The sequence below is a fragment of the Capnocytophaga sp. oral taxon 336 str. F0502 genome (assembly GCF_000411575.1).
GTDB classification, from domain to species: Bacteria; Bacteroidota; Bacteroidia; order Flavobacteriales; family Flavobacteriaceae; genus Capnocytophaga; species Capnocytophaga ochracea.
The window spans coordinates 64,686-80,612 of record NZ_KE150491.1; the positions used below are offsets into that span (position 1 = coordinate 64,686).

Genomic DNA, 15,927 nt, shown 5'->3' on the forward strand with positions numbered 1-15,927 from the left:
AAATAAAATTCTAAAGATTGCATCTCGTACTAATATCTCAATAAAATTATTTTAACTTTTCTCTTGTGTTACTAAATAAAAAAGAGACTATTCTCTTATGAAAATAGTCTCTTAAATGTGTTTTTCTTTCCTCTTACTGATTAGAGAACTTCTGTATCGCTTCTTCTAAAACATCGTACACTCGGTCTAATTGAGCATCTGTGATGATGTAAGGGGGCAAAATGTAGATAATATTTCCCACCGGACGCAGTATTACGCCTTCTGAGATAAAGAAGTTGTACAGTTTATCCCTGAATGAGCCGTAGTAGTCAGTATTTTGAGAGGTTTTGAGGTCGAATGCCAAAATAACACCTAAGGTACGTGCATTCTCTACCGATGGATATTTCGCAATACGGGCTAAAAACTCCTGATGACGGCGTGCAATGCGTTTTAAGTTGGCTTGCATTTCGTCACTTTCCAATATGCGAATAGCTTCTAAGGCAATCGCACAGCCCGTGGGGTTTGCCGTAAAGGTATGTCCGTGGAAAAGAGCTTTGTTCACGTCTTCACTGTAAAAACCGTCGAATATCTCTTGGGTAGCAGTAGTTACCGCCAACGGAATTGTTCCTCCTGTAAGAGCTTTCGATAAGCACATAATATCGGGTTTATGAGTGAGATAGTCCGAAGCAAAAGTGCGTCCTGTACGCCCGAAGCCTGTCATTACCTCGTCGGCAATGGTAATCACACCATTTTCTTGTGCGATATGAATCAGCTTGTCTAAGGCTTCTGGTTCATAGATTTGCATTCCTGAGGCTCCTTGTACTAAGGCTTCAAATATAAAGGCGGCAGGGTGATGTTCAGCAATCACTTCTTTTAGTTTTTTAGTAGCTTCATCGCTTCCTTTTTTGGGTAACGGTATGCGCACTACTTTCAACAAGTGTTCTTTAAAAGCATCAGTAAAGAATGAAATACCCGAAGCTGCCATAGCGGCAAAGGTATCTCCGTGAAATGCATCTTCAAAAGCAACTACCGTAAAGCGCTTCTCGCCTTTATTGAAAAAGTACTGTAACGCCATCTTGATACCTACTTCCACTGCTGTCGAACCGTTGTCCGAGAAGAATACTTTCTGTTGGTTTTTAGGTAGAATACTGATGAGCTTTTCGGCAAGCTCTACCGCAGGTCGGTGTGTAAAGCCACCAAAGAGCACGTGCTCTAATTGAGTGAGTTGTTTGTAGGCAGCTTGGGCTAATCGCTCGTTGCTATGCCCATAGGGGTTCACCCACCAACTGGCAATGGCATCTATGTATTCTTTGCCGTCCTCGTCCCAAAGGAGAGCATCTTTCCCTTTCACAATTCCGATAGGTTTGGCAGCCGTTTGATGTTGGGTATACGGGTGCCACAAATGTTTTTCGTCTCGCTGTTGTAAATTCATTTTTTCGATTGTATAATGGTTTTGGTTATAATATCTTTTTCCATATTCCAGCCTCTCGCCGGACTGTATTCGCGCCCGTACAAGATGATTTGCACGTGCAGTTTGTTCCATTTTTCTTTGGGGAAGAGTCGTTTGGCATCTTTCTCTGTTTGCACTACCGAACTACCGTCGGAAAGCTTCCAGCGGTGCATCAGTCGGTGTATATGGGTATCAACGGGGAAGGTCGGAATGCCAAAGGCTTGTGCAAGAACAACGCTGGCAGTTTTATGTCCTACTGAGGGGAGAGCCTCTAAAGCCTCAAAGGTTTGAGGAACTTCACCGTTGTATTTGTCTATGAGTATTTGGGAAAGCCCGTGAATACCTTTAGATTTCATAGGGGCAAGCCCTAAGGGTCTGATAATTTCCTGTATTTCGTCTACCGAAAGTAGTACCATATCATACGGATTGTCCGCTTTGCTAAATAGAATAGGCGTGATTTGGTTCACCCGTGCATCGGTAGTTTGTGCCGATAAGAGTACGGCTATCAGTAGCGTATAAGGGTCTTTGTGTTGCAGGGGTATAGTAATTTCAGGATAGATACTTTCCAGTGTATCGATGATAAAGTTTACTTTTTCAGCTTTTTTCATTTCTCTTTTCTAATAAAACAACATTCTCTACGTGGTAGGTTTGTGGAAACATATCCACAGGCTGAACTTTGGTTACTTTATAAGTTACATCAAGCAAGGAAAGGTCTCGCGCTTGCGTTGCACTATTGCAACTTACATATACTATCTTTTTGGGGGCTATTTGAAGAATTTTAGCTACTACATCTTTGTGCATACCGTCGCGAGGAGGGTCGGTGATAATCACATCAGGGGTACCATTTTCTTCTATAAAAGTATCGTTGAAAATGTTTTTCATATCTCCCACGTAAAAAGTAACATTCTCAATACCATTGGCAAAAGCATTGTCTTTGGCATCTGTTATAGCTTCTGGTACAGCTTCTACCCCTATCACTTTTTTCGCTTTTTTGGCTACAAATTGCGCAATAGTGCCCGTCCCCGTATAAAGGTCGTACACTAATTCATCGCCCTTTAAATCGGCAAAGTTACGAGCTACTTGGTACAACTTGTACGCTTGTGCCGAGTTAGTTTGGTAAAACGACTTGGCATTGATTTTAAATCGCAACCCTTCCATTTCCTCATAAATACAGTCAGTACCTTTATAGCAAATAAGTTCTTGGTCATAAATAGCATCGTTGCCTTTGCTATTGATACAGTATTGCAAAGAGGTAATCATCGGGAATGTCTCTGCAATATGGTCGAGGAGCAGTGTAATTTTAGGGTCGTTGCGGAAGAACTGTATCACTACCATTATTTGCCCAATGGAGCTAATGCGTATCATCATAGTACGCAATAAGCCTGTTTGTTGCCTCGGACTGTAAAAAGGCATTTCGTTCGCCAAGGCAAAACGCTTTATCTCCAAGCGTATCGCGTTAGAAGGGTCGGCTTGCAAGTAACATTTGTCTATGTCCAAAATCTTGTCCCAAGCTCCTGCTATGTGAAAACCTAAGGCATTCCGATTGTCTATTTCGTCAGCTTTCTTAATTTCATCGGGAGTAAGCCAGCGCATATCCGAAAAAGAAAACTCCATTTTGTTGCGGTAGTAATAAGTCTCGTCAGAGCCTATGATAGGCATCACAGCAGGAATTTCTATCCTGCCCAACCGTACTAAGTTGTTTTCTACTTCTTTCTGCTTGTAAAATAGCTGACTTTGGTAGTTCATATCTTGCCATTTGCAACCGCCACAATAGCCGAAGTGAGAACATACGGGCGTTACTCGTTGTTCTGATAGTTGGTGATATTTAGTTACAAAACCTTCATAATAAGCCGATTTCTTCTTGGTGGTCTGCACATCTACTACATCACCAGGAATAGCGTTACTTATAAATATCACACGTCCGTCAGGGGCTTTAGCAATGCTTTTGCCTTTGGCTCCTGCATCAATCACGGTTACATTTTCAATGGTTATATGCTTATTTTTGCTCATTATGGGTGCAAAGGTACAAAATAATTGCGAATTACAAATGCTCTCATTATATTCAAACTCCCTCCAAGATTCTACAATATTCCCACTAACCTACTAATTTCCTAATAATTCCTTCTTCTTTCCGTCATACTTCCCCCTATTTATGGCCTAAGGCCTAGTGCCTCTTCCTCTTTCTTTCGCCTCGAAACCCCGTTTTTACCATTTTTTGTACCGCTGTATTATAGTATAAATCAACTATTTACATACCCTTTCTATACCAATCGTCCAAGATTCGTATAAGCTTCCTATAAGCTCTCTATAAGCTATCCCCACCCTCCTTACACCCTTTTTTCACCAAAAATCCTTCCAACTCACTTTTTATATTTTTCGTTTTCCTCCGATAACTCAGACCAGTTTTTCTCATTGGTATTATTGGCATTACCTTTCATTTATATCATCAATTACGTCCTATTGAAGTCTTTTTTGTATTTTTGCAACGCTATTTATAGAAGAAATATGTACGATAAAGTCCGAGCCATAGTTATTTCAAGTCTCAAATACAGCGATAACAGTCTTATAGTGAAGTGCTTCACTCAAACGATGGGCACTCGTAGCTATTTGTTACAAGGCGTTTTAGCACAGAAGAAAGGGAACTTAAAAACAGCCCTTTTTCAGCCTTTTATGCTGTTAGAACTGGTGGCTACCCATAAAAATAACGGTACGTTAGGACGTGTAAAAGAAGCTAAGATAGCCGTCCCTTATTACTCGTTACATACTGATATTTACAAGAGTGCTGTAAGTATGTTTCTTTCCGAAGTATGTGCTTTTGTTTGCACATCTGAAGCTCCCGATGAAGAAATGTTTTTGTTTTTAGAGCAGAAGCTCCTTTTTTTTGATAGAAACGACTTCTCTGCCAATTTTCACTTAAAGTTTCTGCTTGATATCACTCGCTATCTCGGCTTTTACCCCGATACCTCTCACGAGCATTTGCCCTCCTTTTCGTTGGAAGACGGCATTTTCAGTACTACTGATGAAAGTAAATACACCATTACAGGCGTTACCTTGTTGCTATTCAAAGCCCTCCTACACACCGATTATCCTCAGTTATCAACCGTTAAAAGCAATAAGAACGAGCGCAATGCATTGCTTTTTCAACTGCTTAAATACTACGAATGGCACTTCCCCAATTTTAGACAAATAAAATCATTAGAGGTGCTACAAACGCTCTTTTAGCACTATTCCAACATAATACAATACTGTTTTTTGCTTCCACACTTAGCTAAAGTTTTAAACTTAGCCAAAGTTAATCATAACTAACAGTCTGTTAGATTTCTTATCTCAAACTTACACTAATAAAAAAAACTCCAAGTAAAATCTTTTTTACTTGGAGTTTCTTGCGTTTATGAATTTATTGGAACAAAAATATTAAATGTCGATAGCTTCACCATAAGCAGCTGCTACTGCTTCTTTTACACCTTCGCTCATTGTAGGGTGTGGGTGCACCGCTTTGATGATTTCGTGTCCTGTAGTTTCCAACTTACGAGCTACTACCGCTTCAGCAATCATATCAGTAACGCCGGCGCCAATCATATGGCAACCTAACCATTCGCCATATTTAGCATCAAAGATTACTTTTATGAAACCTTCAGTAGTACCCGCTGCATTTGCTTTTCCTGAGGCAGTGAATGGGAACTTACCTACTTTTATTTCATAGCCTTTTTCTTTAGCTTGTTTTTCGGTCAGACCTACTGAAGCAATTTCAGGAGTGCAGTAAGTACAACCAGGGATATTACCATAGTTAAGTGGTTCTACGTGCATTCCTTTAATCTTTTCAACGCAAATAATACCTTCTGCTGAAGCTACGTGTGCTAAGGCTTGACCAGGAACTACGTCACCAATAGCGTAATAACCAGGAACATTAGTTTGGTAGAACTCGTTTACTTGAATTTTATCGCGTTCAGTTTTGATACCTACCGCTTCCAAACCGATATTTTCAATATTTGTTTTGATACCTACCGCTGAAAGCAAGATATCAGCTTCTAAAACTTCTTCGCCTTTGGCTGTTTTCACAAATGCTTTTACACCTTTGCCAGAAGTATCTACTTTGGTTACCTCAGCCGAAGTCATAATATTGATACCTGATTTTGTAAGGCTCTTTTCTAATTGTTTAGAGATATCCTCATCTTCCACAGGAACAATATTAGGCATAAACTCTACGATGGTTACTTCAGTACCCATAGCGTTATAGAAGTAAGCAAACTCAATACCGATAGCCCCACTACCTACTACAATCATTTTCTTAGGTTGCTCAGGGAGCGTAAGTGCTTGGCGGTAACCGATAATTTTCTTGCCGTCTTGAGGTAAAGCAGGCAACTCGCGTGAACGTGCTCCAGTAGCAATAATAATGTGGTCAGCACTGTATTCAGTTACTTTGCCATCTTTATCTTTTACGTCTACTTTTTTGCCAGCTTTTAGGGTACCATAGCCCATTATCACATCTATTTTGTTCTTTTTCATCAAGAACTGCACCCCTTTACTCATTGTAGCAGCTACCTCGCGGCTACGTTTGATAACCGCATAAAAATCTTTGTCAAAAGACTCTTTTTTTACGGTGATACCATAGTTCTCAGCGTGCTTTAGGTATTCAAACACTTGCGCTGATTTTAACAAAGCTTTCGTAGGAATACAACCCCAGTTCAAACAAATACCACCGAGGTTTTCTTTTTCAATAACAGCGGTTTTAAAACCTAATTGAGAAGCGCGAATGGCAGTAACATACCCACCAGGACCACTTCCTAATACAATAACGTCGTATTTACTCATTTCTTTTAAAATTTATCAAGTTTGATATTAGGCTACAAAGTTACGAATAATATTTTGAATAAAAACTATTTTAATCATTTTTTTATTTATATATAATTTTATATGTTTGAATAATAGCTATTTAAATCCTGATTGTCCGAAGTAAATCTCATTTACTTTATTGAAGTCTAAAAATCATAAAAACTCTAAAATCATTGCGTTTTTTCCAAAGTTTTATTACCTTAAAAAAGCAATTAGTATTCAGTTTTCTAAGATTATAGCTTTGTCTTAGCTTCAGTTTAGCTTCGTTCATTGTTCGTCATTTGTTCGTCATTTGTTCGTCATTTGTTCGTTCATTGTTCGTCTTTTGTTCGTTCATTGTTCGTTCATTGTTCGTCTTTTGTTCGTTCATTGTTCGTTCATTCATTATTTGTCTTTTCATTATCTGCCTGTCGTGCTACGACTGCCCGTGCGGCTCGCACCGTCTTTTGTTCGTTCAATCTTTTCCTAAAAATCGGAGTTCTTCACCATTTGTCTAATTCAAAACGAAGAGAGCAAGAGGGTTCATAGCTATATGTTTTTAGTGAGAAGTTCTACAATCTTGTTGTTCGGGAAAAATTCTTTTAACACTACCTTCAGTACCGTATAGGCGGGAATAGCCACTACCATTCCTGTTATCCCGAAAAGCGTACCACTGATAAGGGTAATGAGGAAAATCTCTAAGGCTGTAGATTTTACTGAATTAGAGAAAATAAGCGGTTGAGAGAAGAAATTATCAATAAACTGACCTATTATAAACCCTATCAACACATAGATAGTAGTAGGCAGACTTACCGTCATAAAATCGTTTTGTAGGTTGCTACTCATTGTAAGCAAAGCCATTAGTATAAAACCTATCATCGGACCTATATAAGGAATAAGGTTCAGTAAAGCACATAAAAGGGCTATGATAAAAGCATTTTCTACCCCGAAAATAAGCAATACTATGGTGTAAATTATAAAAAGAATAGTAAGCTGTAGTATTAATCCTACAAAATAACGCGACAATAGGTTGTTTATTTTGAAAATAGAGGTCTTAAGTTTGCGTTTGCGTTTAGGAGAGAAAATTGAAAGCAATGTGATAAGTATTCTGTCACCGTCTTTCATAAAGAAGAAGGTAATAAAAAGCACTGAGAAGAATCCTACTCCAAAACTACTGATAAACGAGATAAAAGAGTTTAGGAAGTTAGGAATATCGATAAAATTCAACATCTCTTGTACTCCAAAAGAGTAATCTTCTCTCTGAAGTCCGACCTTGCTAAGAGTTTGGTGGAGGAGAGCGTCGAGGTTGTCCTTTAGCAAGTCTATATTAAGACTTGAGAGGTTCTTACCTTGCGAAATAAGCAAAGGGATAAATAAACTGAATACCCCAAGGCTCAATACCACGAACAATAACATTGTAAGAACCACACATAAGGTTCGGTTTTTTATTTTCAGCTTTTTGTAAAAAAACTGTATAAGAGGTTTGCCCATTAATGTCAGTACCAGCGATACAATGAGGTAAATGATAATAGATTGCAGTAAGTAAAGGGTGTAGAGCCCTAACGCTACCAATACAATAATCCCTACGGCACGCAATATACCATTTGCTATTTCTTTTGAGTTCATTTTTTAATGATTAATTTTCAGATAAGTTAGACTTATCTGACAAGTTCAACTACTGATAACTATTATTTAACAAGTAAAAATCTAATAATACGATTGCGGTCATAGCCTCGACGATAGGTACTGCACGAGGTACTACACAAGGGTCGTGTCTTCCTTTACCTTGCATTGTTACGATGTTGCCGTGTGTATCGAGTGCGGGTTGCTCTTGCATAAGGGTAGCTACGGGCTTAAAAGCTACTCTAAAATAAATATCCATACCGTTGCTGATACCGCCTTGTATCCCTCCTGAATAGTTGGTTTGGGTAGTGCCATCAGGATTAAAAAGGTCGTTGTGCTGGCTACCGCGCATTGCAGTACCTGCAAAACCACTGCCGTATTCAAAGCCTTTAACCGCATTGATAGAGAGCATCGCTTTGCCAAGCTGTGCGTGGAGCTTATCGAATACAGGTTCACCTAAACCTACGGGTACTCCTTTTACTACACAACTTACTACCCCGCCTACTGTGTCACCCTCCTTACGAATGGCTTTGATGTAGGCTTCCATTTGTTCCGCTAAGGTAGGGTCGGGACAGCGTACGGCATTAGTTTCGGCTATTGCCAAATCGAGTTCGGTATAGGGTTTGGTAAGGGTAAGCTCACCTACACCTGATACATAAGCGGTAATTTGTACTCCTTTCAGTATCTGTTTTGCAATAGCTCCTGCTACTACCCGACAAGTTGTTTCACGCGCTGACGAGCGACCGCCTCCACGATAGTCACGTATACCATATTTCTGTTGATATACATAATCGGCGTGGCTGGGGCGGTATACCTCGGCTATATGGGCATAGTCAGCTGAATGCTGATTTTCGTTCTCAATGATAAAACCAATAGGTGTACCAGTAGTTTTGCTGTTTAAAATACCCGAAAAGAAGCGCACCTTGTCTCTCTCTTTGCGTTGCGTAACAATCGCTGATTGCCCTGGTTTTCGACGGTCAAGTTCGTGCTGTATGGCTTCAAAGTCTAAGGTTATATTAGGTGGACAGCCGTCTATAATTCCTCCTAAGGCTTCGCCGTGCGATTCGCCAAAGGTGGTGAGCCTAAAGAGTGTACCTATACTATTCCCAGCCATTATAATTCTTTCATTTTGGTTACTAAGGACTCCATAAACTTGCTGATAGGTGTCTTTACCATCATTGCCATTACGGGGTTGAAGTTACCCTCGAAGAGTAGTTGTACCTCACTCTCATTGTTCGATACTTCGGTAATATTGGCAGTAAGCTGAAAAGGAATCTTACCTTTTGCTTCACCTAATACCAACTGACTGCTGGGGGTACTACTTTTCTTTTCTAAAGAAATTTCAGGCATTCCTTTTAGGGCAAACACAAAAGATTGCTCGCTGAGCATTTGGAACTTACTAATATTATCAGGCATCAGTCGTTCAAAATTAGCTACATTTTCTAAGAGTGCAAAGAGGTCTTTAGCACTTTTCTCTACAATTGTTTTTTTACTTTCTAAGTTCAAAATAAAGATTAATGTTTAATGATAAATGGTTAATTATTTTTACTTAACTAAAACTGTTTCCCAGCCGTCGTATTCGCCGTGAGTATCGAGAGCGAGGTCTATCAAGTCCCACGTATCGGGGTCGATGTTGTCTACACTATTTACTTTACTGAGGATAAGGCGGTAACCTAAATCTTCATTAGGATCTTCACCCTCTTCGGGCTCTATTTTACCCCTGTTATATACTAAAAATCCTAAGGTTTCAGCTTTTGCAATAGCGCTATTCATATCCTTTTCAGTTTGGAAATACAACCAGTGTTCAATAGGGCGCTCTTGGTCGGTGTGGTCGCCTGCTTCTTCACAATGTTCTTGCAAATTACTATTGTGAATGCTTTGCATTTCGTAGATATTAGGGAAAAGAAACTCAAAGTAAATCTTCCAATCAGTATCGTCAGTAGTTTTGATTTGAGTGCTATAATCAGGGTGTTTAGTTACTACTGATTGCAAGCGTTTTTCTAAACCAGAAGTATTTTCGGTATAAAAATACCACGTAATAGTGCCTTGATAAGTGACAATACCCACTAAGATATCACTTTCATTAAGCAAAGGCATTACTTCTTCATCTTCTATCGTATAGAGGAAGTCACGTTCTCGGTTATTTGAAAAACCGTTTTCATCAGGTTCTTTTAGCTCAAAAGTAAGGCGTACGCTTTGAGGGTATTGGGTGATAGGAGCAATTTCCTCTAATCCTAAATTGAGGCGGAATACAGCGGGGTTATCTTCTACGCTACCGATATAGACAGTCCAGTTTTCTGGAATTTGAATATTTTGCATATCATTTGTTATTAAAAAATAGGATTTAAAGGCTCTTTACAATCTTCTGTCCCATCTATTCTTATCAAAGTTGTGTTTTTTCCAGTACAACATAATTAGGAAGCCTATGAGAGCCCCTCCTACGTGTGCAAAGTGAGCAATATTACCACCGAAAATAGTAATTCCTCCCACAAATCCCATTATTAAGTCTAAGGCTACGAGTAAAGGGATAAAATAACGAGCCGCTATAGGGTAGGGGATAAAGAACAACATCAGTTTGGCATCGGGGAAGAACATTCCAAAAGCTACTAATATACCATAAATAGCACCTGAAGCGCCTACGGTAGTAGATCTAAGTACATCATACATACTTTGGAAGGTGCTGTGATTGATGATATTGCCCCAATTAGGATTGTATTTACCTTCTGCAATAATTTCTAAAACTTCATTAGCAGGCACACCAGCTTCCGCTAAAGCATTGACAGCTTGATGTACATAGTAGTAATTTACTCCCGTATGAAGCAAAGCCGCTCCTACGCCACAAGAGAAATAGAAGAATAGAAACTTATTGCGCCCCCATATATTCTCTAAGGGAGTCCCGAATGCCCATAAGGCGTACATATTAAAGAGCAAGTGTGTAAAATCAGCGTGCATAAACATATAGCTGATATATTGCCACCAGTGAAAAAAAGGAGTTTCAAAATGGTGTAAGGCAAAAGTACCGACTATATTCACTTGAGGTAAAAATAGTCCTTTTTCATTCAATACGGTAAGTATTAATACTATCGTATTGATAATAATCAGATGTAGTACTGTTTTAGATATTCTGTCCATTTTAGTCTTTAGTTATTAGTTGTTAGAGATTGGTTAATTAGCAATGTTCACAATGCTTATATTGCCTATCCAACTCGCATTTAAAATAGGTTTTCTATTTCATTTACTGAAAGGTTGTAATAAATTCGCTTTCCAAAAGGCGAAATTAATACTTCTTGACAACTAAACAAATTATTTATCAAAGTTTCTTGTTCTTCCTCACTGAGTACCTGTCCGGTTTTTACAGCTAAGCTCTTGCATAAAGCTTTAGCAAAGGCTTCTTTCTGAGTGTTTTCGGTAGAGGGTAATGCCTCGATATGCTGTTGCAAGAGTTCGTTGAAAATATTAGGAATCTCACTATCGGTAAGGTGCAGAGGAATCCCACTTACTACAATCTTGTCGGTTTCTATGGTAAACATAAAGCCACTGCACTCAAAGAGCTCGCGCAGTTGTGCAATCACTTCCAACTCGTGTGGTGCAAAAGGCAGTTCGTAGGGGAACATCAGTTGCTGACTTGCACTATGGGTGGATTGCAGATGCTTCATAAAATCTTCGTACAAGATACGTTGGTGTGCCCTGTTGATATTGATGATGATAAGCTCTCCTTCCAAAGTAGTTATGAGGTATTTCTTTGCCAAAGCAATGATTTTCTTACCTTGGCTTCGTATAGGTTCGGTTTCAAAGAGCGAACTCACGATAGTTTCAGGAGTTGAGGTATTGATGGAAGATTCAATGCCCGTGTACAAACTCTCCCATGTAGGTGCTTTTTTGCTGTAAGAGCCGAAATTACTATGGCTATCGCTTCCACTGCTTCGGCTTACATATTCTTCTTTAAATGGGTTGAAATTGGGGTCTACTTCTATCTTAGGAAACTCTGGGGTTTTATCCTTGTAGTTATAAGGAATATCGAAAGTAGGGTCTTTGCTAAAATCGAGCGTAGGAGCAATATTAAACTGACCCAAACTGTGTTTTACTGCCGACTTCAGTAGGGCATAAATACTATGCTCTTCTTCAAACTTAATTTCGGTTTTCGTAGGGTGAATATTGATGTCGATAGTTGTGGGGTCTACTTCCAAACTGATGAAATACTCCGCCTTCTGGTCGGTGTGGATAAGACCTTCGTAAGCCGAAGCAATTGCGTGGTTGAGGTATTGATTTTTCACAAACCTATGATTGACCATCAAAAACTGCAAGTTCTTAGTCTTTGCTAAATACTCAGGTTTTACGATAAATCCGCTGATTTGCACCAAAGGTGTATCTTCGGCGATGATAGGCACTAACTTTTCATTGGTTTTGCTTCCAAAAAGATGTACAATGCGTTGGCGGAAATTGGTAGCTGGCAGGTTGAACAGCTCGTTGCCATTGTTGTACAAAAAGAAATGAATTGCAGGGTGTGCCAAGGCAACACGGTGAAACTCATCGAGTATATGACGGAATTCCACCGTGTCTGATTTTAGAAAGTTGCGACGCGCTGGAATGTTGAAAAAGAGGTTCTTCATCGCAATACTCGTACCAGTAGGGCATACGCAGGGCTCTTGGCGCGTAATCTTACTGCCTTCGATGTGTATTTCGGTACCCAACTCGTCCTCTGGGCGCTTGGTTTGCATCTCTACGTGCGCAATTGCCACTATAGAGGCAAGGGCTTCCCCTCGGAAACCTTTAGTTTGCAAATGGAAAAGGTCTTCTGCTTTTTGTATTTTGGAGGTGGCGTGACGCTCGAAAGCCATACGCGCATCGGTAGTACTCATTCCCACACCGTTGTCAATCACCTGCACTAGGGTCTTACCTGCGTCTTTGATGAGCAGTTTTATTTCGGTAGCACCGGCATCAATAGCATTCTCCATCAGCTCTTTGACTGCTGAGGCGGGACGCTGAATCACTTCGCCAGCGGCTATCTGGTTGGCTACGTGATCGGGGAGTAATTTTATAATATCTGACATTCTATCTATTTAGGTAAAAGGTAAAAGATAAAAGGTAAAAAGTGCGAGGTCGTAGCACGACGGGCAGTGTGAGCCACACAGGCAGGTGCGAGCCGCACGGGCAGTCGTAGCACGACAGGCAGATAATGAAAAGATAAACAAAAGACGAACAAAAGACGAACAAAAGACGAACAAATGACGAACAAATGACGGTGCGAGCCGCACGGGCAAATGAACGAATGACGAACGATGAACGAACAAATGACGAACAAATGACGAACAAATGACGAACGATGAACGAACAATAAGCGTATGAAAACCGAAGGAATCTTCTATTTTAGTTAAAAAAAAGAGCTACTTTTTATGCTGTAAAACAGAAAATTTTGTTTTTCACACTTCACGCATCGGTATTTAGTTTTACTTCTTATCTGGTACAAAATTTGTGCAAATATAAAAAAAGTATTACTTTTGTGGAAAATTATTTTCAATATGAAACACTTGTTTATCTCTATATTCATAGCTATCAGCTTGTTATCTTGTGCTAAAGAACCTGTTACTAATGGCAATGAGGTGTCTTTTACGGGCTCTGACTATACCGGTAACGATACCGATTTGCGCGTACGCGATTTTATTTGGAAGGGACTTAACACGTATTATTTGTGGCAAGCCGATGTGCCTAATTTGCAAAATAACCGTTTTGGTAGTTTAGCTGATACCAAAGTAGATAAAAATAAGAGTTATACTCAATTCTTAAAGAGTTTTAGCAATCCTGAAGACCTTTTCTATAAAGGGTTACTGAATAGATATGGTGAGATAGACCGCTTTAGTTATATCACTGATGATTACACGGAACTCGAAAACCAATTTAAGGGAATTACCGCCAGTGTGGGTATAAACTACGCTTTTGGTTTTGTAGACGAAACAAAAACTAGAGTTTATGCTGTAGTGCGTTATGTAGTGCCTAAATCGGAGGCAGAACAACAAGGTTTGCAACGGGGGGATTTGATAACCACTATCAACGGGCAATCACTTAACCGTTCTAATTATCTTCAACTGTTGCAAAATACGGCTGTTATTTCGTTTTCAACCTTTAGAATTGTGAATGGCAAAGCAACTTCTACAGGGAAAACCTATACTTTAAATCAAAACCAAACCCCTGAAAACCCTGTACTTATTCATAAAGTATTCAACAAGGGAGGTAAAAAAATAGCTTACCTGATGTACAATGCTTTTGTATCTGATTTTGATGAGGCACTGAACGATGCTTTTGCGGAGTTTAAAGCAGAGGGGGTTACTGACTTAATACTCGATTTGCGTTACAATGGTGGGGGAAGCGTTAATTCGGCTACTTACTTGGCATCGATGATTACAGGTCAATTTAACGGTCAGGTGTTTGCGGTAGAAAAATGGAATAGCAAGTTGCAACCTTTTAGAGGGAATGAAAGAGAGTATTTTACGTCTAATATGGTAAAAGGCAGTCGGCAGGTGGCTATCAATAGTCTGCGACTTAACAAAGTGTATGTAATTACTTCAGATAATACAGCTTCAGCCAGTGAATTGGTTATCAATGGTCTTAAAGCCTACATAGATGTAGTGCAGATAGGTGAAACCACGACGGGTAAAAATCAAGGTTCGATTACTGTTTACGACTATACGGATAGGCAAAACCAAGTGAAAAACCCTAAACACAAATGGGCGATGCAACCTTTGGTGATGAAGATAGAAAATGCTAAAGGTGTGGGTGATTACGTAAATGGCTTAGAACCTAATATCCAGATTAGTGAGATTGTAAATGATTTAGGGGTATTAGGCGACGAAACTGAACCTCTTTTGGCTCGCACTTTACAAGAGATTACAGGGAATGTTGCCGGAAGAGCTTCGCGATCAGCGTCGAAAGAAACTTTTTACTTTGAGAAGCTTGGTACTTCTACCTCTGGCTATTTTGGCTTGAATGAAATGTACAAATGAATCGGTTTTACGAACTAACTATATCTAAAATCACACAACTTACTACTTCATCGGTAATGATTACCTTTGAAGTACCTGAGTTATTGAAGAAAGTATTTCACTTCGAAGCTGGCGAATACCTTACTCTCCAGCAAACGATTGGTGGAGAAAAGGTGCGTCGTGCTTATTCTATTTGCTCTGGAGTGAACGAAGGTGAACTGAGCGTAGCCGTAAAGCGCGTGCCCAATGGTGTGTTCTCTACCTATGCGACGACCCAACTCAAAGCAGGTGATGTATTAGAAGTGATGCCACCTAAGGGTTCTTTCGTATTCTTCTACGACATCTTTGGCAACCGCGATATTATGCTCTTCTCGGCAGGAAGTGGTGTAACCCCTATGATGAGCATTGCTAAAACAGCCTTGTCTAAAACGAACATCAAGGTAGTATTTGTCTATGGTAATAAGTCTAAAGAGGAAACTTTATTTTTTGATGAAATAGAAGCCCTCCGCATTCAGTATCCCGAACGCTTTTTAGTCCACTACGTTTTCAGTCAGCAGCCTTGGGGCGACCACTATACGGGGCGCATCAACGATAGGATAGTAAACGAGATTTTTGCTAAATACAAAGATCTTAACTGGGGGCGTTACTATGCTTGTGGTCCTACGGAATTGGTGAAAAACCTCCGTGAGATACTCTTGTTAAGAGGGATAGATAAAGACCGCATTTTTACAGAGCTTTTTGAGGCATCGCCAGCTGAGATAGATTACAGCACTCTACAAGGCAATGTCGCCATTACTCTTGAACTTAACGGACAGACGCACAGTTTCGAGAGTGCGCGCAACCAAACACTTCTCAGTTCGGCACTCTTACGTGGCTACGATGCACCTTACTCTTGCCTGAACGGCGTGTGTAGTAGCTGTATCGGTAGGGTAGAGGAGGGAGAAGCCAAAATGGCGAAGAATGAAACCCTCAGCGAAGAAGAAGTATCGCAAGGCTATATCCTCACCTGCCAAGCTTATGCGATGACCGATACAATAAAGGTACGTTTTTAGTACAATGTTAATCAATTACTCATTTTAGTTTTTG

General features: G+C 39.8%; 14 protein-coding genes. 3 read left to right on the plus strand and 11 right to left on the minus strand.

The genetic code is table 11. The features are described 5' to 3' along the window. Positions 1–133: 133 nt before the first annotated feature. From bioA to rlmD, 3 genes are read right to left on the minus strand one after another with little or no spacing between them, the layout of a single operon-like run. Complete coding sequence (bioA, locus tag HMPREF1528_RS08265; protein ID WP_016479391.1) at positions 134–1,411, minus strand: adenosylmethionine--8-amino-7-oxononanoate transaminase; 1,278 nt, start codon at positions 1,409–1,411, stop codon at positions 134–136. After that, positions 1,408–2,037, minus strand: coding sequence for an endonuclease III domain-containing protein (locus tag HMPREF1528_RS08270; RefSeq protein WP_009417867.1), 630 nt, complete (start codon positions 2,035–2,037; stop codon positions 1,408–1,410). Before HMPREF1528_RS08270 ends, bioA begins: the two co-directional genes overlap by 4 nt. After that, complete coding sequence (gene rlmD / locus HMPREF1528_RS08275; protein ID WP_016479392.1) at positions 2,024–3,439, minus strand: 23S rRNA (uracil(1939)-C(5))-methyltransferase RlmD; 1,416 nt, start codon at positions 3,437–3,439, stop codon at positions 2,024–2,026. The genes HMPREF1528_RS08270 and rlmD overlap by 14 nt, the downstream gene beginning before the upstream one ends. 495 nt (positions 3,440–3,934) lie before the next feature. Here rlmD and recO point away from each other — a divergent pair, with 495 nt between their 5' ends. Continuing rightward, positions 3,935–4,651, plus strand: coding sequence for a DNA repair protein RecO (gene recO, locus HMPREF1528_RS08280; RefSeq protein ID WP_016479393.1), 717 nt, complete (start codon positions 3,935–3,937; stop codon positions 4,649–4,651). A 192-nt stretch (positions 4,652–4,843) separates the two neighbouring features. On the opposite strand, the gene lpdA is transcribed toward recO, so the two are convergent. From lpdA to mutL, 8 genes are all read right to left on the minus strand, one after another. After that, on the minus strand, positions 4,844–6,241 hold the full coding sequence (gene lpdA / locus HMPREF1528_RS08285) for a dihydrolipoyl dehydrogenase (protein ID WP_002672574.1): 1,398 nt from the start codon (positions 6,239–6,241) through the stop codon (positions 4,844–4,846). A gap of 298 nt (positions 6,242–6,539) precedes the next feature. Then, a complete protein-coding gene (locus HMPREF1528_RS13095; protein WP_255348475.1) occupies positions 6,540–6,662 on the minus strand; it encodes a hypothetical protein in 123 nt (40 codons plus the stop codon). Between the two features lie 128 nt (positions 6,663–6,790). Further along, positions 6,791–7,867, minus strand: coding sequence for an AI-2E family transporter (locus HMPREF1528_RS08290; protein ID WP_016479395.1), 1,077 nt, complete (start codon positions 7,865–7,867; stop codon positions 6,791–6,793). 49 nt (positions 7,868–7,916) lie between these two features. Further along, on the minus strand, positions 7,917–8,978 hold the full coding sequence (aroC, locus tag HMPREF1528_RS08295) for a chorismate synthase (protein ID WP_016479396.1): 1,062 nt from the start codon (positions 8,976–8,978) through the stop codon (positions 7,917–7,919). After that, positions 8,978–9,370 carry a hypothetical protein gene (locus HMPREF1528_RS08300; RefSeq protein ID WP_016479397.1) on the minus strand — a complete coding sequence of 131 codons (393 nt, stop codon included), beginning with the start codon at positions 9,368–9,370 and terminating at the stop codon, positions 8,978–8,980. Before HMPREF1528_RS08300 ends, aroC begins: the two co-directional genes overlap by 1 nt. A 39-nt stretch (positions 9,371–9,409) precedes the next feature. Further along, complete coding sequence (locus HMPREF1528_RS08305; RefSeq protein WP_016479398.1) at positions 9,410–10,183, minus strand: DUF695 domain-containing protein; 774 nt, start codon at positions 10,181–10,183, stop codon at positions 9,410–9,412. A 36-nt stretch (positions 10,184–10,219) separates the two neighbouring features. Beyond that, positions 10,220–10,996 carry a rhomboid family intramembrane serine protease gene (locus HMPREF1528_RS08310; RefSeq protein WP_016479399.1) on the minus strand — a complete coding sequence of 259 codons (777 nt, stop codon included), beginning with the start codon at positions 10,994–10,996 and terminating at the stop codon, positions 10,220–10,222. Positions 10,997–11,076: 80 nt separating this feature from the next. Beyond that, positions 11,077–12,915 (minus strand): DNA mismatch repair endonuclease MutL, encoded by a 1,839-nt coding sequence (mutL, locus tag HMPREF1528_RS08315; protein ID WP_016479400.1) that lies wholly within the window; start codon positions 12,913–12,915, stop codon positions 11,077–11,079. A 468-nt stretch (positions 12,916–13,383) separates the two neighbouring features. Between mutL and HMPREF1528_RS08320 the strand changes: the two genes are divergently transcribed. Together HMPREF1528_RS08320 and HMPREF1528_RS08325 are read left to right on the plus strand one after the other, a co-directional pair. Continuing rightward, on the plus strand, positions 13,384–14,862 hold the full coding sequence (locus HMPREF1528_RS08320) for a S41 family peptidase (RefSeq protein WP_034567987.1): 1,479 nt from the start codon (positions 13,384–13,386) through the stop codon (positions 14,860–14,862). Next, entirely contained in the window at positions 14,859–15,893 is a 1,035-nt protein-coding gene (locus tag HMPREF1528_RS08325; RefSeq protein WP_016479402.1) for a ferredoxin--NADP reductase, read from the plus strand. Before HMPREF1528_RS08320 ends, HMPREF1528_RS08325 begins: the two co-directional genes overlap by 4 nt. Positions 15,894–15,927 lie beyond the last annotated feature (34 nt).